This is a genomic window from Methylobacillus pratensis, assembly GCF_054072455.1.
The window spans coordinates 458613-480091 of the sequence record NZ_JBSUSR010000001.1 but is presented as its reverse complement, the minus strand read 5'-3'; the positions used below and the strand labels follow the sequence as shown (position 1 = coordinate 480091).

Below are 21479 nucleotides of genomic sequence, written 5' to 3'. Positions count from 1 at the left end.
GTATCAGCACGGAGGACGCTGCTATATGGCCCGTTTGGGCCTAGTCAGGCCGCTAAACGGGCATTGACTTCAATGCCCGGGAATGGCCGTCGCAGGCGTTTGGGGCGGAGGAGCCTTATTGTCTGCGGGCGCCTTGGCCGGTTTGGGTGCAGAGTAGGCGTTGAGCGCCTGGCTGCAATTGTAGGAGTTACCCTTGGAGCCAGTATCCAGGTAAGGCAGGATGGCCGCCAGCGGGTTGACGAAGGCGAGCGCCACACTGCCGAGCAGGCGTGCGGCGATCGGCACGGCTTCCGGGCGCACCTTGGGATCGACGAAGCTGCCCTGTACCTTGATCGGCGAGCGTACCGTCAGGGGCGAGAAGTTCTTGGGTTTGGCAGCAAGCAGCAAATCCAGTTTCTCCTGGCCGAGGTCGATATTGCCGTCGATCAATACCAAGGTGACCGGCGTGTCGATGAGCGCGACCTCGGGGCGCACCACGCCATTGGACGCCTTGAGGTCCATGACCGCGCATTGCAGCCGCTGCGATTGGTCGCCGCCTAGCCAGGCGCTCACGCTTTGCGCGATATCCAGCCCCAGCAGCTCCATCACCAGCCGCGATATTTCCCCTTGCTCGATGAACAAGGTGGTCTTGCCGTTGAGGGAGCCAAGCAGCTCGGCGGTGGTCGAGCCCTTGCCGCTGAGGTCGGTGCGTCCGTTGAGGGTGCCGGTGACATAGGCGGGCGGCACGGGCTTGCCTTGTTTCTTAGCTTCTTCCTGCCGTGCCTTGGACACTTGCAGCCACTTGCCGAGATCGATGTCTTTCCAGCCCAATTTGATTTGCCATTGGGGCGGATATTTTCCCTTGTCGGCGTCTTTGCTTTCCTGGGCGTCGACCGAGAAGCTGCCCGTCAGGGTGCCGTCAGCGGTCTGGGCCAGGATGTCCCCGACCATGAACTTGCCCTTGTCCAGGCTAAGCTGGGCTTTGAAGGGGGAGATCGGCAGCGCGAAGGCATTGCCCAGCTCCATATAGTCCAGCTTGATCTTGATATCGGCATCCATGCGGTTGAGGGAGGGCAGGTCCAGCGGCCGGTTGGGAATGGCGCGCCCCTCGACAGGCTTGGGCTTGCTGCCGTCTGCTTGCAATGTGCCGAACGCGGGCGCCAGGTCGGCCAGGTAGAAACGGCTGCCGTCGATATGCCCGTTCAGTAGCGGAATGCCGGTGGTCTTGCTGCGAGGATCGTACTTGAACACGGCTGTGAGGCTGCTCCTGCCGATCTTCGCCGAGTCCACGTTGACATCCCAAACGTCGCTATGCTTGCTCAAGCTGGCGCTGAGGCGGAATGGGTCGGTGGTCGGGAAAACGCTGCCGACCAGCTCGCCCAGCACTGAAAGCGAGGGGCCGGTGACCACGGCGTTGCCCTCGATGTCCTGCCGGCCGAAAAGGTCGGCCACTTGGCCGTCAAAATCCACCCTGAGCTTGCCGTATTCGAGCCAGCCCTTGGATTTGATCGGCGGAGAGTCCTTGTCTTGCGTGGCGATGGGGAGGAATCCGGGCGTTTCGAGGAAAGCCTTGAGCGGACGATGCTGGAACTGGCCGTCGACGCTGACTTCCGAGCGCAGCTCTTCCTGACTGGCGCCTTCCTCGGTCTTGAATTTGGCTTCCAGCGTGGTGGCGCTGATTGCGTCGTCGATATGGCTGCTGCCATTCCTCACGATCAGCGTTTCAATGACGGGGAAGGGCGTGGCTGGCTGGCTCTCGTCCTTTGGGAATTCCCAAGTGGCGCTGCCGTCCGCATGCCGCACCAGTTGCGCGTCGATTTCATCCACCTTGATTTCGCGGATGCGCAACTCGCCATGCTTCTTGTAATGCCAGAGATCGCTATAGCGCAGCTTGATGCTGATGTTGCCGGCGTCCACCAAGTGCGGGACATTGAATTTTTCCGGGGCGGATATGTAAAGGTGGCCGAGGTCGAGCTGCACTCCTGCCCATAAGTGCAGCTTGAAAGGCTTGTCCAGTTTGATGTCGCGTTCCAGCTGCTTGCTGAGGAAGGACTGCGCGGGCTCGCGCAAGAACGTCCAACCCTGGATTTCGCAAATGATCAAAGCCAGGATCAGGCCCAGGAACAGCCAGAGCAAGGCTTTGCCGAATTTGATCAAGCCGCGGGCAGGTTGCCCGGCAAACTGTTGCGCCATTGTTCACCTTTGCTTTTGTTCAGCCCAGGCAAAGCTTGCAGGAGCTGATGGTTATAGGTTCTTTTTTCCGTAGTGCCGCATGCTGTACAAGGTCAGTAACGCCCCGCAAACGGCAACGGCTGCGCTAGCCAATGCAACGGCAGGCAAGCCGAGGCCGAAATGGATCACGGCACCGCCGAGGAAGGCGCCGCCCGCATTGCCCAGGTTGAATGCGCTCTGGTTGACGGTGGAAGCCATCAGCGGCGAGTCGCCGGCCTGCGCCATGGCATTGGTCTGCAGGCCGGGCCCGACGGCAAAGCTCACCATGCCCCAGATAAATGCCGTCGCAATCGCCGCCAGCGTGAACTGCATGCTCCAAGCGAATACGATACCCAGTAAGGCCATGCCTGTTAGTGAGAGGGTAATTGTCGGCAATAGTTTCCAATCCGCCATTTTTCCACCGATATTGAGCCCGATGGTGGCTGCGATCCCCATCGCGATCAGCATGAAGCTGACGTGGTGGGGCGAGAGCCCGGACATGTCTTCCAGTATCGGCGTGATATAGGTGAAGATGGTGAATACCCCGGCGAAGCCGATGGCGGTGATTGCCATGGCGAGCAATACGTTAGGCTGGAATACGGCGTGCATCTCGCGGCGAATGTCTGGCCTGGGCATGGCGCCGAGGTCGGGAATGAAACGCCAGATGGCATATATGGCAACCGCGCCGCAAGCCGAGACTGTCCAGAATGGGACGCGCCAGCTGGTTTCCTGGCCTAGCAGTGTGCCTAGCGGCACGCCGAGCACGTTCGCCATGGTGAGGCCGGTGAACATCAGTGCCAGGGCGCGGTTGCCTTGGCCGGGAGGAGCCAGGTAGAGCGCGACCACCGCAGCGATACCGAAAAACGAGCCATGGCTTAATGCGGTGAAGATGCGGGCAGCGGCCAGGGTGAAGTAATTCGGCGCCAAGGCGCACAGCATGTTGCCGAAAGTGAAAATTGCCATCAAGCCAAGCAGCGTGGCCTTGCGCGGGCGGTTGATCGTGAGCGCCACCATCAAGGGCCCGCCGACCACCACGCCAAGGGCGTACACAGTAACCAGGTTGCCGGTAGCCGGAATGGAGACGTCCAGCCCGTGTGCAATGTCGGGCAACAATCCCATCGGAAGAAATTCGGTCATGCCGATGCAGAACGCACCGGCGGCTAGTGCAATCATCCAACTGCCCATACTTGCTCGCTTGTTACCTGGTGGAGAAATTAACGCTGAAGAGGAAATCCTGTGCTTCCGAATGAGCGGAGCGCACGAAAGGAAAGGCCATCTAAGGGCGCTACTTTACCATGCGGCGATGTACTGGATATGAATTTATGACCCGGTCAATATCAGGAGCTACCGCCTGTTCCACTACCTAGCATGGCGCGGATCTGGGCCATGCGCTGGCGTGCGTTTTCCTTGTTGGCGGCCGGGTCGCTCTGCGGTTGGCCGGAGTGGCGCACGTCGTCTTCCGGCAGCTCGGCGATGAAGCGGCTGGGCTCGCAGGACTCATGTTCCCCGGCACGCTTGCGCTTGCGGCACCAGGAAATGTTGAGCGATTTCTGCGCGCGCGTGATGCCGACGTACATCAGGCGCCGCTCTTCCTCGATCTTGCCCTGGTCCACGCTTTCACGGTGCGGCAGGATGCCTTCCTCACACCCGACCAGGAACACATGGCCGTATTCCAGCCCCTTGGAGGCGTGCAGGGTGGAAAGCTTGACGGCATCCGGCTCGGCATCCTCCCGGCCTTCCAGCATGCTCATGAGCGAGATCATCTGCGTCAGCGCGAGCAGGTTCTTTTCGTCCTCATCGCCTTTGCGCGTGAGCCAGCCGACGAAATCCAGCACGCTCTTCCATTTGTTTTCCGCGCTACGTGGCTCTTCGCTATCGTAGAGGAAGGCTTCGTAATTGATGGCGTTGAGCAGGTCGTTCAATACCTCGCCTGCCGGGTCCTTCTCGGCGCGTTCCTGGATACGGTTGATGAATTGGCAGAAGGTCAGCAAGTCTTCCAGTTGCCGGTTGGCCATGGTGCGCTGGAAATCTCCTTCGAACGCGGCCTCGAACAACGACATCTTGTGCGCGCTGGCATATTCGCCCAGGCGTTCCAGCGTGGTGTTGCCTATGCCTTTCTTCGGCGTGGTCGCGGCGCGGATGAACGCGGGATCGTCATCTTCGTTGGCAATCAGCCGCAGGTAGCTGACGAGGTCCTTGATTTCCGCCTTGTCGAAGAAAGATTGCCCGCCCGAAATGGTGTAGGGAATCTTGTGCTGGCGCAGCTGCTGCTCGAAAATGCGTGCCTGGTGGTTGCCGCGGTAGAGGATGGCGTAATCGAGGAACTTGGTGCGGTGCTCGAACTTGTGCGCGAGCAGCTTCATCACCACGGATTCCGCCTCGTGGTCTTCATCCTTGGCGGCGCTGACCTGGATCAGGTCGCCCGTGCCCAGTTCGCTCCAGAGCTTTTTCTCGAACAGCTTGGGATTGTTGGCGATCACCTGGTTGGCGGCGCGCAGGATGCGCACGGTGGAGCGGTAGTTCTGTTCCAGCTTGATGACCTTGAGCCGGCTGAAATCCTCGGTGAGCTGGCGCAGGTTTTCCACATCGGCGCCGCGCCAGCCGTAAATCGCCTGGTCGTCATCGCCCACGGCGGTGAAGCGGCCTTCCACTCCGGTGAGCATCTTCACCAGCTTGTACTGGCAGGCATTGGTGTCCTGGTATTCGTCGATCAACAGGTATTTCAGCTTGTGCTGCCATTTGCGCAATGCATCGGGATGCTGCTCGAACAATTCCACCGGCAGCTTGATCAGGTCGTCGAAATCCACCGCCTGGTAGGCTTTCAGGGTCTGCTGGTAAACCTGGTAGACCTTGGCTGCGGCATGGCTGAGTTCTTCTTCCGCGGTCGCAGCGGCCTGGTCCGGGTTGATGAAGGCGTTCTTCCAGCTGGAAATCTGCCATTGTGTCTTGCGCAGCAGCTGCTTGTCCGTGGTGGCCAGCGCATCGGAAAGAATCTTGAAGCTGTCGGAGGAATCGAGGATGGAGAATTGCGGCTTGTAGCCCAGCAGTTCGGCTTCCTGGCGCAGCATCTGCAAGCCGAGCGAGTGGAACGTGGCGATGGTGAGCCCCTTGGTATTGCTGCCTTGCAACAAATGGCCCACGCGCTCCTGCATCTCGCGCGCGGCCTTGTTGGTGAAGGTGATCGCGGCGATTTCCTTGGGAGAGTAGCCGCATTGCTCGATCAGGTAGGTGATTTTCTGCGTGATGACGCGGGTCTTGCCGCTGCCTGCGCCGGCCAGCACCAGCAGGGGGCCATCTAGGTATTTCACAGCTTCGCGCTGCTGCGGGTTCATGGAATTCAGCATGTTGATCTGCCTGCGGCTCTATAGATGAATCTTGGGAAAAGCTGCTACAAGCATGTAACAACATCGGCCCTAATTTTATCTTGAGCCGTGTTTTGAAGCTAGCCGATATAGCCCATGACCAGTATAAAAAAGCCCCGCCAAGTTTCGGCGGGGCTGAATAAACGCTTTGGCCGATCAGGCGTACAGCCTGCTTCTGCCGCGGCGGCGTGCCATGAAGCCGACCAGCCCCAGGCCGAGCGCCAGCATGGCATAGGACTCCGGCTCCGGCACGGCGGTGACGCTGTACAGGGTGAAATCCGATTTCTCCTTGAGGGACGTCAGGGAAAAAGACTTGATCGCCGTGTCGCCGAATGGGTTGTCCAGGCTCCAGACCCCGCCCAGCCCATCAATGGCCGGGCTCAGGTTGGTGACGCTGCCTAGGCCGCTCCAGAATGCAGTGGTGTCGCCTGTGGCAACCAGCTTGAAGGTGTCGGTGGAGTTGTCAAAGTAGGTTACGGTAATCGAGGCTTGCTCCTTATTGTCCCCATATTCCGGGCCATTGAACAGCAAACCCAGGGTAAGGTTGCTGATGACGGTGGCGTCGTCGAACTTGGCGATGATCCATTCGTTCTTGTCGATTTCGCCAACCGTGACGTCGCTGCCCTTCAACGGGGATACGCCTACGCCCTGATAGCCGTCCTGTGCCGGCTTATAACTGAATACGCCGTCTTTCAGGCCGCGGTTGCCTTTGGTCTTGGCATAAAAGGTGACGCTGGTGTCTGCAATAGCGGCGGTATATTCGGAACCGGTGCCGAAATCCGTGCCATAGACGGTATTGGGCGCGGCAAAGGCCTGTACGGCAGCCATCATCAATGCGCAGCTTGCCGTGGTGGCCAGTACTCTGGAAATGCTCATGTGTTTCTCCTCATAGCAGTTGATTTGATTGGTGTTTTTTATTTTTAAACAGCAATCACATGCTAGCTCTGCAATAGGGAGCCCTCAATAGTCTGTTGTGGCTGATACGTTTGGACTAATTTTGTGAGGTTTTACAAGAGGATATGTCGTGTATGTAAATGAAATAATTGCAGATTTTCATAAGTGATAGAAATGAAAATCAACGGTGCGATTTAGTCCTTGGTTTCTTCTTCATTATTCTCTGCAGCATTTTCTTGAGTCAACCGTTGCCGCTCCAGTGCTTCAGCCACCATGGCGGCACGCGACTCAGGCGTTTCCAGGCTGATGCGGCCAAGGGTGCCGGAACGGTAATCGACGAGAAACGCCATCGCGGTCTTCTCCATATCCAGTTCGCCGCCCTTGAGCAGGTAGCCGCGACGTTTGCCGACTGCCTCGAGCAGGTCGATCGCGTCCATATTGCTCACCTCGGTCTTGTAGCGTGCCTGCAGCAGGGCAGGGTAGCGTTGCAGCAGAATGCCGGCGAGAAACTCGGCGACCTCTTCGTCGATCACCGCATTGCGGCCGATGGCATGGCTGGCAGCGAGCATGTAGCCGTCCGAGTCATATTGGATTTTCGGCCACATCATGCCCGGGGTGTCGGTAATCGTGAGTTGGGGGCTGAGCTCGAAACGCTGCTGGCTCTTGGTCACGGCAGGCTCGTCGCCGACCTTGGCGATGCGCCGGTTTAAGAGCGCGTTCATGAGCGTGGATTTCCCGACGTTGGGGATGCCCATGATCATCATGCGCAGCGGCTTGAGGTTGCTGCCACGATGCGGTGCGAGGCTACGGCAGAGGCCGGGAATCTTTTTCGCATCACCAGGCTTCTTGCATGAAAGCGCCACGGCCTTCACGCCGTCCTGCCGGTTGAAATGATTGAGCCATGCCTGGGTGACAGCGGGGTCGGCCAGGTCGGCCTTGTTGAGGATTTTCAGGCTGGGACGCTGCCGGAAAAGGCGCAGGTCTTCAATCATCGGGTTATGGCTGGCCTCCGGCACGCGCGCATCCAGCACTTCGATCACCACATCGGTGAACTCCATGGTTTCTTCCGCCTTCTTGCGCGCGGAAGTCATGTGTCCGGGGAACCATTGAATTGCCATGATGAACTGCTCTATGTGAATGCGTTGATGAAAAAAGATCGGGCTTTTTGCGTGCGGCTTGCGGGCAAGCCTGTCATGGCTGTCATTTTAGCATCCCGGCTGCTATTCCGGCCCCGTTTTGCATCTTTGTTGCAGAAATGAACGGCTGCGCATGCCATGGACTAGTCCATTAGGACTATTTTGCATCCATATATCTAACACAAGCGCTTCCTAGTATGGCTCCCGAACCGTTTTCTACTCTCACTTTTAAAGGGGAATCACCATGAAGTTACAAAAACATGGCGTAGCGCTGGCCCTGGCCAGCTCCGTGCTGTTCGCTGTTCCTGCATTCGCGCAGGAAGTCATCGTCAACGGCGGCTTCGAAGCCGACGCTGCCGAAAGCTACAACCCGCAAGGCTGGCAAGTGGCCGAGCAAGGCATTGCCGGCTCCGTTCTCGCGACAGACGCTACCGAGTCCTACGCCAGCGGCTACAAGACCGTCGGCGCCGCCAGCGGCCAGTTCTACGGCTTCCTGGATTCTTCCTACGCCAGCAGCCAAGTGCTGTACCAGAACTTTTCCATCAGCGCCGTCACGTCCGCCGTATTGTCTTTCCAGATGTTCGTGAACGACCAGAGCGACAACGGCATCGTCTACATCAACCAAGCTGGCCTGGATGCCACTACCGGCGGCAGCTATGAAGCCAACCAGCACGTCCGCGTCGATATCCTGCGCGCAGATGCCGATCCGTTCTCCATTCATGCTACTGACATCATCGGCACTTATTATCTCGGTGGAGCAAACGGCCGCCGTTTCGATGGCGATGACAACGTGAACAACTACGTAGATTACAGTTTTGATATCAGCGATGTACTCGCCGCAGGCGGAGATTACACTCTGCGCTTTGCCGCAGTGAGCAACCAGGGCGCATTGCAAGTCGGCCTGGACAACATCAGCCTGAACGTCACACCGGTGCCTGAAGCCGATACCTACGCCATGCTGCTGGCCGGCCTGGGCGTGCTTGGCCTGGCATTGCGCCGTCGTAAAACAGTTTAACCACAATGGGAGTGCATAAAATGAAAAAGGCAACAATGAAGGTTTCCGCCCTGGCGGTGATGATGGCCCTGTGTGGCCAGGCCATGGCGGAAGACGCCAACACCTGGTACCAGGATGGCCAGGAGGCCTTGGCAGCCGCCAAGAAGCTTTACCCCAATAACCGCAAGGCCAAGAACGTGATCCTGTTCGTGGGCGACGGCATGGGCGTATCCACCGTGACAGCCGCCCGCATCCTCGAAGGCCAATTGCAAGGCCGCGACGGCGAGCGCAACAAGCTGGCATTCGAGAAGCTGCCTTACCTGGCTTTGTCCAAGACTTATTCCGCCAACCAGCAGACTTCCGACTCCGCACCTACCATGACCGCCATGGTGACCGGCGTGAAGACGAATGACGGCGTCATTTCTGTCGACCAACGCGTATTGAACGGCGACAAGGACAACAGCAAGGTGCAGGCTGCCAAGCTCGCGACCATCCTCGAACTGGCTGAGCAGAACGGCCGTGCCACCGGCGTGGTTTCCACCGCCCGCATTACGCACGCTACCCCTGCAGCGACCTATGCCCATACATCCACCCGCGATTGGGAGTCCGACAACAACGTGCCTGCTGATGCGGACGTAAAGGACATCGCTTCCCAGTTGATCGATAACTTCGGCGCCGGCGCGATTGGCGACGGTATTGAAGTGGTATTGGGCGGCGGCCGCAGTCGCTTCCTGCCTAACACTGTGGACGATCCTGAAAATGCAGGCCGCAAGGGCGACCGCCGCGACGGCCGCAACCTGGCGCAGGAATACGTGAACAAGTTCGGCGGCAAGTTCGTCTGGAACCAGGCGCAATTCGATGCCATCAACCCTGCCAACACCAACCGCCTGCTGGGCTTGTTCGAGCGCTCCCACATGCAATACGAGCATGACCGCCCGAACGACACAGGCAAGGAGCCATCCCTGGCCGACATGACCGGCAAGGCGATCGATATCCTGCAGAAGAACCCCAAGGGTTTCTTCCTGATGGTGGAAGCCGGCCGTATCGACCATGGCCACCACGCCAACAATGCCTACCGTGCCTTGACCGACACCATCGCCTTGTCTGACGCAGTGAAGAAGGCGCTGGAAAAGGTAGACCTCAACGACACCCTGGTGATCGTGACTGCCGACCACAGCCACACCATGACGATTGGCGGCTACCCAGAGCGCGGCAATCCTATCCTTGGCAAGGTAACCGTGGATGGCAAGTTGACCAAAGCAACTGATGGCAACCCATACACCACGATTTCCTACGCCAACGGCAAGGGTTACTACCCTAACGTCCCAGGCGAGGATGTCTATGGCTTCCCTGCACGTAGCGGCCGTATCGAGGACATGACCAATGTCGACACCAGCGACCCTGACTTCCACCAGGAAGTGACTGTGCCTCTCGATTCCGAGACCCATGCGGCTGAAGAAGTGGAAATCTTCGCAGGCGGCCCCAAGGCCCACCTGTTCCAGGGCGTGCAAGAGCAGCACTACATCTTCCACGTCATGAAGGATGCCTTCGGCTTCTAATGCAGCGCTTGATGTTGTGTGATTGAGACGGATGGGATGGCGCAAGCCATCCCATCCATTTTGCTTTTGAGTTTGTGAGAGTATGAACATGCAAAACAACATGAAATATGCCGGGGCATTGTTGCTCGCCCTGTTGCCCAACCTGGCCGCGGCCGAGGCATTGCCCAGCCTGGATGCGCGTTTCGAGACATCGCAATGCGCGGTGCCGTGCCAGAAGCCGGTCAAGCGCGAATGGCTGATGCTGCGCGAGGCCAACCAGGTCGAATTGCGCGACCTCAACGCCAAGCACAGCGACCTTTGGCAGTGGCAGGACGGCACCCTGGATTACGTCTACCTGATGCATGATGAAAAACGCGCGATCGACTACACCTCCATCGATCTGCGTTTGCTCGGCATTGGCGCCAGTGAGGATAAATGGCAGGCATTGGCGCAATTGGTGAAGGCCAGCGAGCTTGCCAGCCTGCAGAAGAAGCCGGGCCAGCCCTACGAAAAGATGGCGACCGAGATTTACCAGGGCAAACTGAACGGCGTAGACACCGAGATCACCTGGATTCCCGCATTGCAGATCCCATTGCAGGTGGAATACCGCTACCCCAAGCATCACGTGACCGTGAAGCTGGTGGAGCGCTACCAGGGCAAGCTGCCGGTGCAGAGAACCACCAACCAGATGTTGCATGACTACCAGCATGTGGATTTTGTCGATATCGGCGACATGGAGCATGACAAGCAGGCCGTGGCCTGGCTGTCCTCAGCCAAGGGCGCGCCTGGCGTGCATGTGCATCGCCATGACCATGACGAGCTTCACGACCATCAGCACCAGCACTGAAGCATAGTGAATCCTGTCTGCCAGCGCATTTGCCTATTTAGCGTGATGCGCTGGTGAGTAGGTTGGGAAGGGCGATGCTAAAATAGCGGCATGACGCTCATCCCAGAAATCAAGCCCCAGCAATCCGTCGAACTCCTCAAGGAGTTGCACATCCTCACGCGGGAAGGCAAGCTCAACCAGGACACGCGGCGCAAGCTCAAGCAGGTATACCACCTCTACCACTTCATCGAGCCGCTGCTGCTCGAGGTGATGGAAAACAACGCCAACCCCATCGTGGTCGACCATGGGGCAGGCAAGTCGTATCTGGGGTTCATCCTCTATGACCTGTTCGTCAAGCAGCAGGCGGCAGGGCGCATTGCCGGGATAGAAACCCGCGGCGAACTGGTGGAAAAATCCAAGTCGCTCGCGGAAAGGCTGGGTTTCGAGCGCATGGATTTCCTGCATTTGAGCGTGGAAGAGGCGATTACTTCGCCTGCCTTGCCCGAGCAGGTGGATATCGTCACCGCATTGCATGCCTGCAACACGGCAACCGATGATGCGATCCGTTTCGGATTGGAGAAAAAAGCCCAGTTCATGGTGCTGGTGCCTTGTTGCCAGGCCGAGGTGGCGGAAGTGCTGCGGCGCCACAAGAGCGATTCGTTCGGCAAGACGCCGTTATCGGAGATCTGGCGCCACCCGATTCACACTCGCGAATTTGGCAGCCAGATCACTAACGTGCTGCGCTGTCTGCAGCTGGAGGCCCATGGCTACCAGGTGACGGTGACGGAGCTGGTGGGTTGGGAGCATTCGATGAAGAACGAGCTCATCATCGCCCGCTATAAAAACAGCCCGCGGCGCAACGCCCAATCCAGGCTTGAGCAGATCCTCGAGCAGCTTAACCTCCAGGACCTGCATCACCGCTTTGTCTATTAATGCTTGATATTTCCGCCCGTTGGTTTACTTGCGAGGAATCTTGTCTGCCGGGATGTCGCGCAGGCTGCCGAACGTAAGCGCATATTGCCGCGTGATTTCGGCGCCGAAGAAGAAAATCTGCGCGGAGTAATACACCCAGAGCAGCAGGGCGATCAAGGAGCCTGCGGCGCCAAAGCTTGATGCTACTGCGCTGTTGCCCAGGTATATCCCGATCAGGTATTTGCCCAGGCTGAACAGGATGGCTGTGAACGCGGCGCCGACCCAGACATCGGACCACGGCAGCTTGACGTCCGGCAGCATCTTGAAGATGACGGCAAACATCGAAGTGATCACGCCGAAACTCACCAGTGCGGAAATATGCTTGAATATGCCGATCGCAGTAATGAAGCGGCCAACGAATTCCGCGAAGAACTGTTCCACGAGCGCCAGGCCGGCATTCACCAGCAACGAGGTCAGCAGCAGGAAGGCGAGCGAGAGGATGATGCTGAAGGAGAGCAGCCGGGTCTTGATCAGGTTGCCGACCGCTTGCCTGCCGCCCTGGGCTTTTTCCTTGGTGGTTTCCCAGACTTCATCGAGGCTGGCTTTCAGCTCGGCGAATACTGTGGTTGCGCCTACGAACAGCAGGGCAGAGGCCACCAGCGTCGCAATGATCCCGGATTTGGGGTTGCTCGACCGCGCCAGCATGTTCTGGATTACCTGCGCGCCGCTTTCGCCCACCAGGTCCGACATTTGCGCCACAATTTCACCATGCGCGGCACGCTCGCCGAGGAAGTACCCTGCAATTGCAATCACCAGCACCAGGATGGGCGTGAGCGAGAACATGGTGTAGAAGGCGAGCGCGGCTCCCTTGCTGGTGGCGCGGTGGGAAAACCAGGACAGCACCGACTGGATCAACAACTGGCTCAGGCATTTCAGCCGGTGCACAGCTTGCTGGCTGAGGCCTTGTATTATTTTTGCAACCAAAAGCGTTCTCCTGTTGATGACGGCGGCAGGCGGTCAATGGGCGTGATGTTCCATGCCCTGGTGGGCGACGGCGCGGCCGTTGAACACGACGTCTACGCTCTCACGCGCGGCTTTCTTGTCTTCAAACACCAGGGTAAGCGGAATGGTGTCGCCTGCCTTGACTGCATTCTTGATCCCGACCAGCATCAGGTGCAAGCCGCCAGGCTTCAATTCCACTGGCGTGTTTGCCTTGAGCTCGAGTTGCCTGAGCGGGCGCATCCTCATGATGCCGTCATCCATCTGCATCTCATGCACTTCGACCTTGTCGGCAAAGCTTGAGTTCGCCGAGACCAGGGCGACATCTTTGTCCGAGACGATGCGCACATAGCCTGCCGCCACCTTTTGCCCGGGCGCGGTGGTGCGTACCCATGGCTCGACGACGGTGACCCCGGCTTGCGCCTGCAGGCTGCACAGAAATAGCAGGCTTATGCAGATGCTCTTCATGGTTGTTCTCCTATGGTAAGCGGCTCAGCGTAGGCGCTGATGCCGGGCAGGGCGAGTGCGGTTGGCCCAAGCGTCAATGTCTGCGAGACGAGCTGGTGCGAAAGCGCCACGCACGCAATGCATGGCGTGAGGGACTTGGTGCCGGAAGCAGGGGTAACAATGCATAGTTCGCCAAAGAAATCCGCACCGGCAGGGCCGTCGCCCATGGTCGCGGTCTGCAGCAATAACCAGCAGCCGAATCCAAACAGCAGGAAAAAAGCGCTCAGCCCGCCTACCAGCTTCAATTGATCAAATTCCATGCCGCTATCTTATCACGCAGGCTGGAACTGCTTATGCGGCATGTTGCCGCGGAGGTTACAATGCTTAAAAACCTTCCAGTACGATCTTTCCTATCGTATTCCCTGCTTCCAGTTGCGCGTGGGCCTGCCTGAGGTTGGCGGCATTGATGGGCGAAAGCACCTGGTTGACCGTGGTTTTCAAAATGCCCTGGTCCACCAGTTGCGCGACCTCGTTGAGCAAGTGATGCTGCCTCACCATGTCCTCGGTCTGGTACATCGCGCGCGTGAACATCATCTCCCAGCAGAACCGCGCGCTCTTGTTCTTGAGCGGGGCGATATCGAGCAGGTTCACATTTTCCACGATGCTGCAGATTGCGCCCTGGGGAGCGACCAGTCTGACGGCAGCCGGCGTATGCAGGTCGGTATTGTTGAGGATCAGGATGTAATCGACGAATTCATGTCCCAATGCCTGGAGCTGGCTTTCCAGGCTCTGGTGATGGTCCACGACCTCATGCGCGCCAAACTCACGGCACCATGCGGCGGATTCCGGACGCGAGGCAGTGGCGATGACGTGCAGCCCCGCGACTTTGGCGGCGAGCTGGATCGCGATCGAACCGACGCCTCCCGCGCCGCCAATGATCAGGATCGTCTTGCGGCGCCCGGGGTGCGGCGGCACTTCCACCATCAAGCGGTCGAACAACGATTCCCACGCCGTGATGGCGGTCAACGGCAGGGCGGCGGCCCCGCTAGGCGTCAGGGATTTCGGCCTGTGGCCGACAATCCGCTCATCTACCGCCTGAAATTCGCTGTTGCAACCTTGGCGCGTGATGTCGCCGGCGTAATATACCGAATCGCCGACCTGGAACAGCGATACCTCGCTGCCGATGCCGACCACTGTGCCGACTGCATCCCAGCCCAGTATGCGCGGCTCCTTCTCAATCTTGTCCTTGGGCGCGCGTACCTTGGTATCGACCGGGTTGACCGCAATCGCGTCCACCCTTACCAGCAGGTCGCGCGGTCCGGGAACCGGGACAGGCAGGTTCATATCCTGCAGGGATTCGGGATGGTAAGTCGGCAAATAGCGTGTCAGGGCGACGGCTTTCACGGGCAATCCTTAAATGGTCGAATGATGTGAGCATTTTAGCGGTGCCTGTTGGGCTGGCAAGTACACGCAATGTCTGGTGCATTTCGTTTCCTTGCATTTTGACTTCCCGTCTCTGATTTGATAGTTCGGGGGAGCCTGTCAGCCCTCTCGATGGATCAGTGGGGAGTGGGTCTGCCTTAATTTCTGCGTCACATCGTTAGCTCAAGCTTGGCTGCGTGTATTGGCGGCAGTGTGTCGTCGTGCGCATTTTCCAGATCGCCATTTCAAGCTCATTTATTTACAGGGGTAACATTGCATGAATATCTTTAAACTTTGCAGCATTGCTATTTTTGTTGCTGCTTCCGTGACTAGCGTACAGGCTGACGTGTTGACTGAAAGCTTTGATGATCCGAATTTCGGCGACTGGAAGACACGCTGGTTCGGCCAATACACCAACGCGGCGCTTGAAAGTTCGTATAACCCGGACTATCGCGGCAACAATGTCACTGGCTTGACTATCTTTGACGGCAATCGCGACGACGGCCGCTCGGTCAATATTTTCTTCGACGCGGAGTTTGGTGCGACGATCACCAACTTCTCGTTCGACATTCTCAATTACACTACCGGCCTGGCACAGACGCTGACCGTGTTCGATATCAATGGCAACACGTTGTTCAGCAGTGTGCTCGATGTTGCGCCACAGGGGATTGATGACGGTTCAAACAACGGCTACGACTTCGCGCAAGAGAACTATGTTCGTTACAGCGTCGATACCACCAACGGCATTGGCGGCTTCCGTATCCTGCCTTTCGGCTCGGAAGGCAATGTCTCGATCGACAATCTTTCGGTGACTATTGCAGCCGTTCCTGAGCCATCCAGCTGGGCGATGATGATGCTAGGTGCAGGTGTGATTGGCGCTGTTGCGCTACGCCGTCGCAAGAATGTTGTGGCTGCTGCCAAATTCGCATAAACAAGTTTGGATAAATTTGTGTAGTGAAACTGCGCCGGCCTACTAGTAGAGTTCCGGCGCAGTATTGGTGCCCCGAGCTCAAGCACAGCTGTCTCGCTAATGGGAAAATGAAAAAGCCCTGCTCCAATGCAGGGCTTTAGGATATGGCTGAAGCCGATATTTATTGGTGCGGTTTGCGGCGCGAGCTGCTCATGAGCAAACCAAGGCCTGCCAGCAGCATGGCATAAGTGGAAGGTTCCGGCACTGGTGTAAGCAGGTAATAGTTAAGGTATCCATTACTGTCTTCACCTTGAACGACGATCCAACCTTGATCGTTAATGCTATTGGCTGAAATCAAGGTAACACCCAGATTGTCGCCAATCAGGTCATTCAGGTCGATGGCATTGCCGTTTTCCCAGAGAATTGCGAATTCTTCAACACCATCTTGTTGGTCACTAACATAACTGCCGACAATTTGGCCGAGATTGTTGATGCCATAAGCATAGCTGGCGTAGCCTCCTAACCTGCCGAGGTCGATTACTTCGTCGTTTGCCCACAGCGTGGCGTGTTGGTAAGCATCCGCTGAGTTGCTCCATCCTACTGTCCAGCCAGCGTCATTGATGGCGAAAGCCTGGCTGCCGTTGCCACCCAATGAAGCCAGCTCAATCAATTGATTATCGCTGGTCCAGAAAACCGCATTTGCCCGGTCCCCTATATTTTGCCAGCCTACCGCCTGTCCTTGGTTATTGATGTCGCTCGCTTCACTGGCGGATCCTGTAGTGGTGAGGGCAATCGCGTTTCCGTTACGCCATGATGTGGCAGTCTGTTTGTTTTGATCGTTGAAACTCCAGCCGACCACTTGTCCCTGGTTGTTGATTGCATTGGCGGTGCCGTATTGATTGCTCAACCCAGCCAAGGTGGTAACAGTTCCGTTATGCCAGACGGTTGCTTGTGCATCGTAGGTCGTTGGGCCCGGAGGAATGGACTCCAAGCCCTCCGGAACTTGAGTGTTGTATTGCATGAAATCTGGCGATTGCGTATAGCTGACACCTGCCACTTGCCCAAGGTCGTTGATGGCGTTGCCGTGACTGTATTTACCTGCACCACCGTCAATTGCTTGAGCGCTTCCATTCAGCCAGATAGTGGCACGCGCTCCAACAATATATTCTGGGGAGTGTGCTGGTTCGACATCAATAAAAGCACTGGTGCCAGCGATCTGGCCGTTTTGATTGATTGCCGAGGCAACGATGAAACTGAAACCGGTTGGTGCGCTTAGTTGGCTAAGGGAATAGCTGGGTGCTGCGTTGCCGAGTGTAGGTGTCAGGATCACGGCAAGAATAGACCATTGGACTAACTTCAATTTATTTACTCCCCAAAATTAAGTTTTGTTATTAATAGTTTTTATTTCTTTACGTTCACGATTATCTCCACTGAAGAGAGTATTGGCAATTAGTCTCAATTGACTAATACAGCAACACTCTTGATGCCTGGGGAGGTGGCGATGAAGTTTCCATAGCCATGCTAAAATCCACGCCTATCTATGAGTACACCCAATCCCGTTTCCGAGCGCCAGATGCTGCAACGATTGCAGGCGCAGCTTCCCGAATGCATGTTGCAGGACCAGTTTCCGTTAAGGCGACGTTTGCAACAGCTGAATGCATCGCAGCAGCAGGGCAAACCTGTCGACCAGTCCCTGGCGGATGTGGCCGCCAAGATCCAGGCTTCCGTGCAACGGCGCCAATCCCGGCTCGAGCAGCTGCCCAGGCCTGAATATCCCGCCGAGCTGCCGGTCAGCAATCGAAAGGATGAAATTGCCGAGGCGATACGCAAGCACCAGGTGGTGATTGTCAGCGGCGAAACGGGTTCCGGCAAGACCACGCAATTGCCCAAGATTTGCCTGGAACTGGGGCGCGGCGTCAGCGGGCTGATCGGCCATACCCAGCCGCGGCGGATTGCCGCACGCTCGGTCGCGTCGCGCATTGCGCAGGAATTAAAGTCTCCGCTAGGCGAGGCGGTAGGTTACAAGGTACGCTTCAACGACCGCCTCTCGGAAAACAGCTATATCAAGCTGATGACCGACGGCATCCTGCTCGCGGAAACGCAGGGCGACCGCTTCCTCAACGCCTACGACACCATCATCATCGACGAGGCGCACGAGCGCAGCCTGAACATCGATTTCCTGCTCGGATACCTGAAGCAATTACTGCCGCGACGGCCCGATCTCAAGGTGATCGTCACCTCGGCGACCATCGACGCTGAGCGCTTCTCGCGCCATTTCAACGGCGCGCCGGTGATCGAGGTTTCCGGGCGGACATATCCGGTGGAAATCCGCTATCGTCCCTTGGGCAGCCGCCGTATGGCAATCGCGCCGCCCGCGCCAGTCGCTGCGCCTGTTCCCGTAGTGAAACGGGAAGCAGATGCGCCGCAAGAAGATATCATTGACATCGGCATCAAGCGCAAGGCCGGCAATATCGACCCTTCCATCCGCAAATGGCTGGATGACGATGATGATGTGGAGCTGCTCGGTCAGGACATCATGGGCATCCAGCGCAAGCCGCGCGCCGAGGCCAAGTGGCTGGAAGAGGACGATGCCGAGGAGGCGATGGAAGAGGCGATTCTCGATTCCGTGGAGCAACTCTCCCGGCTCGGCGGCGGCGATATCCTGGTATTCCTGCCGGGCGAGCGTGAGATTCGCGATACGGCGGATTACCTCAACAAGCACCTGCGCCATGTCGAGATATTGCCGCTGTTTGCGCGCTTGTCGATAGAAGACCAGCAGAAAGTATTCCGCTCCAGCGGTGGGCGGCGCGTGGTGCTCGCAACCAATGTCGCCGAAACTTCGCTCACTGTGCCGGGCATCAAATATGTGATTGATACCGGCCTGGCGCGCGTCAACCGCTACAGTGCGCGCGCCAAGGTCGAGCAATTGCAGGTGGAGAAAATCTCGCAGGCGGCGGCGCGCCAGCGCGCGGGCCGCTGCGGACGCGTGTCCAACGGCATCTGCATCCGGCTTTACGACGAAGCGGATTTCAACAACCGTCCCGAATTCACCGACCCCGAAATCCTGCGTTCCTCGCTGGCCGCCGTCATCCTGCGCATGGCCGCGCTCAAGCTGGGCAACGTGCAGGAGTTCCCCTTCATCGAGGCGCCCAGCTCGCGCTATATTGCCGACGGTTACCAGTTGTTGCAGGAACTGGGCGCGGTGGATGCGGAGCAGAACATCACCGAAACCGGCAGGCAATTAGCTCGGCTGCCGCTGGACCCGCGCGTCTCGCGCATGATCCTGGAAGGCAAGAAACAGGGCTGCGTGCGCGAAATCCTCATCATCGCCAGCGCGCTGGCGATCCAGGACCCGCGCGAGCGGCCGATGGACAAGCGCGAGGCGGCAGACCAGGCGCATGCCAAGTTCAAGGTCGAGCATTCCGATTTTCTCGGCTTCATCAAGCTGTGGGAATGGTACGAGGAAACATTCAAGAGCAGGAAGTCGAACAAGGATTTGCTCAACAAGTGCCACAGCAATTTCCTCTCGTTCCTGCGGCTCAAGGAGTGGCGCGAGCTGTACCAGCAACTCCGGGAGATCGCCGACGAGTTGGAGCTCAAGCTCAATGAGCAGCCCGCCTCCTATGAGCAGGTGCATCGCGCCTTGCTTGCCGGGTTGCTGGGCAATATCGGTTTCAAGGACGGCGAGGCGGACAATTACCTCGGCGCGCGCGGTATCCGCTTCCATGTCGCGCCCGGCTCCACCTTGAAGAAAGCCCGCCCGAAATGGGTGATGGCGGCGGAGCTGATGGAAACCACCAAGCTGTATGCGCGTTGCGTGGCGAAAATAGAACCGGATTGGATAGAGCCGCTGGCGCGCGGCCTGACGCAGAGCCACTACAGCGATCCGCGCTGGGACCGCAAGCCGGCGCAAGTGGCGGCCTGGGAGCGCGTGAGCCTCTACGGCCTTACCGTGGTGCCGCGCCGCCGTGTGCATTATGGCCCGATCAACCCCAAGGAATCGCGCGAGATTTTCATCCGCGAGGCGCTGGCGAACATGGAGTTCGATACCCGCGCGCCGTTTTTCGCCGCCAACCGCCGCCTGATTGCAGAGATCGAAGAGCTGGAGCACAAGGCGCGGCGGCAAGACGTGCTGGTGGACGAGCATACGCTGTTTGCGTTCTACGACGCGGTCGTTCCCGAAGGCATCGTCAACGGCGCCGGGTTCGAGAAATGGCGCGAGGACGCGGAAAAGGACAATCCGAAAATCCTCTATCTCACGCGCGACCACTTGATGCGCCACGGCGCGGCGGGCATTACCGAGGTGCAGTTCCCGGAAAGCCTGGAGCTGGACGGCGTCAAGCTGCCGCTCAAGTACCGTTTCGAGCCTGGGCATCCCTTGGATGGCGTGACGGCGACCGTGCCGCTGGCCTTGCTCAACCAGCTCAACCCGGTGGGGGCGGAATGGCTGGTGCCAGGCATGATCCGTGACAAGGTGACGGCGTTGATCAAGGCATTGCCCAAGACGCTGCGCCGCGTCTGTGTACCGGTGCCGGATTTCGTGACCGGCTTCCTGGAAACAGCGTCCAAAAAAGACGGGGCATTGCTGCCCGCATTGGCAAACTATATCCAGCAGCGTACCGGCTTGAAGCTGGGCGCGGGTGAATGGCAGGCCGATGCGCTGGATGCGCACCTTTACATGAATTTCCGTGTGGTGGACGAGAAAAACCGCGAACTGGGCAGCGGCCGCGACTGGCACGCGCTCAAGGCTCAACTTGGCCAGGCGGCGCAGCTGACTTTTCGCAGCAGTTCGCCCGGCATCGAGAAATCCGGACTCAAGCAGTGGGATTTCGGCGATTTGCCGCCGACCTTGAGCTTCAGCCGCGACGGACGCCAGTTGACCGGCTACCCGGCGTTGGAGGACAACGCCGACAGCGTCGCCATCAAGCTGTTCGATACCGAACTGGCGGCGAGGTTGGCGCACCGGACGGGGGTACGCCGCCTGATGCGCTTCGAGCTCAAAGAGCAGATGAAGCAGCTGGAAAAAGGCCTGCCCGGCTTCAACCAATATGCCTTGCAGTTGCGCAACATCATGAACCCGGACGAGTTGCGCGAAGACATGCTGGTCGCGATCAGCGACCGGGCGTTCATCGGCGAGGATGAGCTGCCGCGCAGCAACCAGGATTTCATGGCATTGAAGACCCGTGCGCGAACGCGCCTGCCGGCGGTGGTGGAGGGTGCGGGCCGGCTGGCGACGGCAATTGCCGCGGAATACACGCAACTCACACAAAAGTTGAACGCCGCTCCCGCCAACCTGTCCAGAATCAAGAAGGAGCTGGAAGGCCAGCTCGCGCGCCTGCTACCCAAGCGTTTTTTCAGCGCGACGCCGTGGGAAACCCTGCAGCACTTGCCGCGCTATATCAAGGCCATGCGTCTGCGCCTGGAGAAGTATCCAGGCGCGATAGAGCGCGATACGCGCAGCGGCCAGTTCGTGCAGCAAGTGTGGGAGCGTTGGGAGTCGCACGTGCTGGGCTTGCGCAAGGCCAACCATGAAGTGCCGCCGACCGTGCTGGATTATCGCTGGCTGATCGAGGAGCTTCGCGTTTCCCTGTTTGCGCAGGAGTTGAAGACACCGTTCCCGGTGTCGGTGAAACGCCTGGATAAGGCCTGGGAAGACATGGTTCGCGCTTAGAGCTGCTAACAAAACCCTTTTGGCGTCGTTGCTCTGCCTTGCCGTACTTGGTGTACTGTCTGCAGTAGAACGCCTAGCCAAAATCGCTTCGCTGGGTTTTGTTAGCAGCTCTTAATACGCATTGTCGCCAGCTAGTGCCTAATTTAATGATGCATTAAAGCATTGCAGCAATATTAAG

16 protein-coding genes are annotated in these 21479 nt (G+C 58.2%); 6 read left to right on the top strand and 10 right to left on the bottom strand.

The annotated features are described in order from the left end of the window. Window positions 1-69 precede the first annotated feature (69 nt). The 5 genes from ACW4YW_RS02150 to ylqF all read right to left on the bottom strand — a co-directional run bounded on the left by ACW4YW_RS02150 (window position 70) and on the right by ylqF (window position 7564). The gene (locus ACW4YW_RS02150) at window positions 70-2172 is read right to left on the bottom strand and encodes an AsmA family protein (protein ID WP_457136047.1); all 2103 of its coding nucleotides are present in this window, start codon (window positions 2170-2172) and stop codon (window positions 70-72) included. A 51-nt stretch (window positions 2173-2223) separates the two neighbouring features. Next, window positions 2224-3363 carry an MFS transporter gene (locus tag ACW4YW_RS02145; RefSeq protein ID WP_457136046.1) on the bottom strand — a complete coding sequence of 380 codons (1140 nt, stop codon included), beginning with the start codon at window positions 3361-3363 and terminating at the stop codon, window positions 2224-2226. Between the two features lie 164 nt (window positions 3364-3527). Then, on the bottom strand, window positions 3528-5534 hold the full coding sequence (locus tag ACW4YW_RS02140) for a UvrD-helicase domain-containing protein (RefSeq protein ID WP_457136045.1): 2007 nt from the start codon (window positions 5532-5534) through the stop codon (window positions 3528-3530). Window positions 5535-5708: 174 nt separating this feature from the next. Next, window positions 5709-6428, bottom strand: coding sequence for a PEP-CTERM sorting domain-containing protein (locus tag ACW4YW_RS02135; protein WP_457136044.1), 720 nt, complete (start codon window positions 6426-6428; stop codon window positions 5709-5711). 212 nt (window positions 6429-6640) lie between these two features. Continuing rightward, complete coding sequence (gene ylqF, locus ACW4YW_RS02130) at window positions 6641-7564, bottom strand: ribosome biogenesis GTPase YlqF (RefSeq protein ID WP_457136043.1); 924 nt, start codon at window positions 7562-7564, stop codon at window positions 6641-6643. Window positions 7565-7826: 262 nt separating this feature from the next. Here ylqF and ACW4YW_RS02125 point away from each other — a divergent pair, with 262 nt between their 5' ends. The 4 genes from ACW4YW_RS02125 (at window position 7827) to ACW4YW_RS02110 (ending at window position 11873) form a co-directional block, all read left to right on the top strand. Next, window positions 7827-8597, top strand: a complete 771-nt coding sequence (locus tag ACW4YW_RS02125) for a PEP-CTERM sorting domain-containing protein (protein ID WP_457136042.1) — start codon at window positions 7827-7829, stop codon at window positions 8595-8597. A gap of 20 nt (window positions 8598-8617) precedes the next feature. Continuing rightward, window positions 8618-10135 carry an alkaline phosphatase gene (locus tag ACW4YW_RS02120; protein WP_457136041.1) on the top strand — a complete coding sequence of 506 codons (1518 nt, stop codon included), beginning with the start codon at window positions 8618-8620 and terminating at the stop codon, window positions 10133-10135. A 100-nt stretch (window positions 10136-10235) separates the two neighbouring features. Further along, a complete protein-coding gene (locus ACW4YW_RS02115; RefSeq protein ID WP_457136040.1) occupies window positions 10236-10961 on the top strand; it encodes a hypothetical protein in 726 nt (241 codons plus the stop codon). A 90-nt stretch (window positions 10962-11051) separates the two neighbouring features. Beyond that, the gene (locus ACW4YW_RS02110) at window positions 11052-11873 is read left to right on the top strand and encodes a class I SAM-dependent methyltransferase (RefSeq protein WP_457136039.1); all 822 of its coding nucleotides are present in this window, start codon (window positions 11052-11054) and stop codon (window positions 11871-11873) included. Window positions 11874-11897: 24 nt separating this feature from the next. Here ACW4YW_RS02110 and ACW4YW_RS02105 read toward each other — a convergent pair whose 3' ends face one another. The 4 genes from ACW4YW_RS02105 to ACW4YW_RS02090 all read right to left on the bottom strand — a co-directional run bounded on the left by ACW4YW_RS02105 (window position 11898) and on the right by ACW4YW_RS02090 (window position 14702). Beyond that, entirely contained in the window at window positions 11898-12836 is a 939-nt protein-coding gene (locus tag ACW4YW_RS02105) for a YihY/virulence factor BrkB family protein (RefSeq protein WP_457136038.1), read from the bottom strand. Between the two features lie 33 nt (window positions 12837-12869). After that, window positions 12870-13319 (bottom strand): copper chaperone PCu(A)C, encoded by a 450-nt coding sequence (locus ACW4YW_RS02100; protein WP_457136037.1) that lies wholly within the window; start codon window positions 13317-13319, stop codon window positions 12870-12872. Continuing rightward, window positions 13316-13618, bottom strand: coding sequence for a hypothetical protein (locus ACW4YW_RS02095; protein ID WP_457136036.1), 303 nt, complete (start codon window positions 13616-13618; stop codon window positions 13316-13318). Before ACW4YW_RS02095 ends, ACW4YW_RS02100 begins: the two co-directional genes overlap by 4 nt. 64 nt (window positions 13619-13682) lie before the next feature. Further along, window positions 13683-14702, bottom strand: a complete 1020-nt coding sequence (locus tag ACW4YW_RS02090; protein ID WP_457136035.1) for a zinc-binding alcohol dehydrogenase family protein — start codon at window positions 14700-14702, stop codon at window positions 13683-13685. A 295-nt stretch (window positions 14703-14997) separates the two neighbouring features. Here ACW4YW_RS02090 and ACW4YW_RS02085 point away from each other — a divergent pair, with 295 nt between their 5' ends. Continuing rightward, window positions 14998-15651 carry a PEP-CTERM sorting domain-containing protein gene (locus ACW4YW_RS02085; protein WP_457136034.1) on the top strand — a complete coding sequence of 218 codons (654 nt, stop codon included), beginning with the start codon at window positions 14998-15000 and terminating at the stop codon, window positions 15649-15651. A gap of 160 nt (window positions 15652-15811) precedes the next feature. Here the strand turns inward: ACW4YW_RS02085 and ACW4YW_RS02080 are convergent, their stop codons facing one another. Continuing rightward, on the bottom strand, window positions 15812-16990 hold the full coding sequence (locus tag ACW4YW_RS02080; RefSeq protein WP_457136033.1) for a PEP-CTERM sorting domain-containing protein: 1179 nt from the start codon (window positions 16988-16990) through the stop codon (window positions 15812-15814). A 249-nt stretch (window positions 16991-17239) separates the two neighbouring features. Here ACW4YW_RS02080 and hrpA point away from each other — a divergent pair, with 249 nt between their 5' ends. Continuing rightward, window positions 17240-21301: an ATP-dependent RNA helicase HrpA gene (gene hrpA, locus ACW4YW_RS02075; protein WP_457136490.1), complete on the top strand. Its 4062-nt coding sequence runs from the start codon at window positions 17240-17242 to the stop codon at window positions 21299-21301. The last annotated feature ends 178 nt before the right edge of the window (window positions 21302-21479 follow it).

Bases quoted from the DNA above. Each gene is read 5' to 3' on its own strand.
- ACW4YW_RS02150 (WP_457136047.1), bottom strand. From the start codon at position 2,172: ATGGCGCAACAGTTTGCCGGGCAACCTGCCCGCGGCTTGATCAAATTC.
- ACW4YW_RS02145 (WP_457136046.1), bottom strand. From the start codon at position 3,363: ATGATTGCACTAGCCGCCGGTGCGTTCTGCATCGGCATGACCGAATTT.
- ACW4YW_RS02140 (WP_457136045.1), bottom strand. From the start codon at position 5,534: ATGCTGAATTCCATGAACCCGCAGCAGCGCGAAGCTGTGAAATACCTA.
- ACW4YW_RS02135 (WP_457136044.1), bottom strand. From the start codon at position 6,428: ATGAGCATTTCCAGAGTACTGGCCACCACGGCAAGCTGCGCATTGATG.
- ylqF (WP_457136043.1), bottom strand. From the start codon at position 7,564: ATGGCAATTCAATGGTTCCCCGGACACATGACTTCCGCGCGCAAGAAG.
- ACW4YW_RS02125 (WP_457136042.1), top strand. From the start codon at position 7,827: ATGAAGTTACAAAAACATGGCGTAGCGCTGGCCCTGGCCAGCTCCGTG.
- ACW4YW_RS02120 (WP_457136041.1), top strand. From the start codon at position 8,618: ATGAAAAAGGCAACAATGAAGGTTTCCGCCCTGGCGGTGATGATGGCC.
- ACW4YW_RS02115 (WP_457136040.1), top strand. From the start codon at position 10,236: ATGAAATATGCCGGGGCATTGTTGCTCGCCCTGTTGCCCAACCTGGCC.
- ACW4YW_RS02110 (WP_457136039.1), top strand. From the start codon at position 11,052: ATGACGCTCATCCCAGAAATCAAGCCCCAGCAATCCGTCGAACTCCTC.
- ACW4YW_RS02100 (WP_457136037.1), bottom strand. From the start codon at position 13,319: ATGAAGAGCATCTGCATAAGCCTGCTATTTCTGTGCAGCCTGCAGGCG.
- ACW4YW_RS02095 (WP_457136036.1), bottom strand. From the start codon at position 13,618: ATGGAATTTGATCAATTGAAGCTGGTAGGCGGGCTGAGCGCTTTTTTC.
- ACW4YW_RS02085 (WP_457136034.1), top strand. From the start codon at position 14,998: ATGAATATCTTTAAACTTTGCAGCATTGCTATTTTTGTTGCTGCTTCC.
- hrpA (WP_457136490.1), top strand. From the start codon at position 17,240: ATGTTGCAGGACCAGTTTCCGTTAAGGCGACGTTTGCAACAGCTGAAT.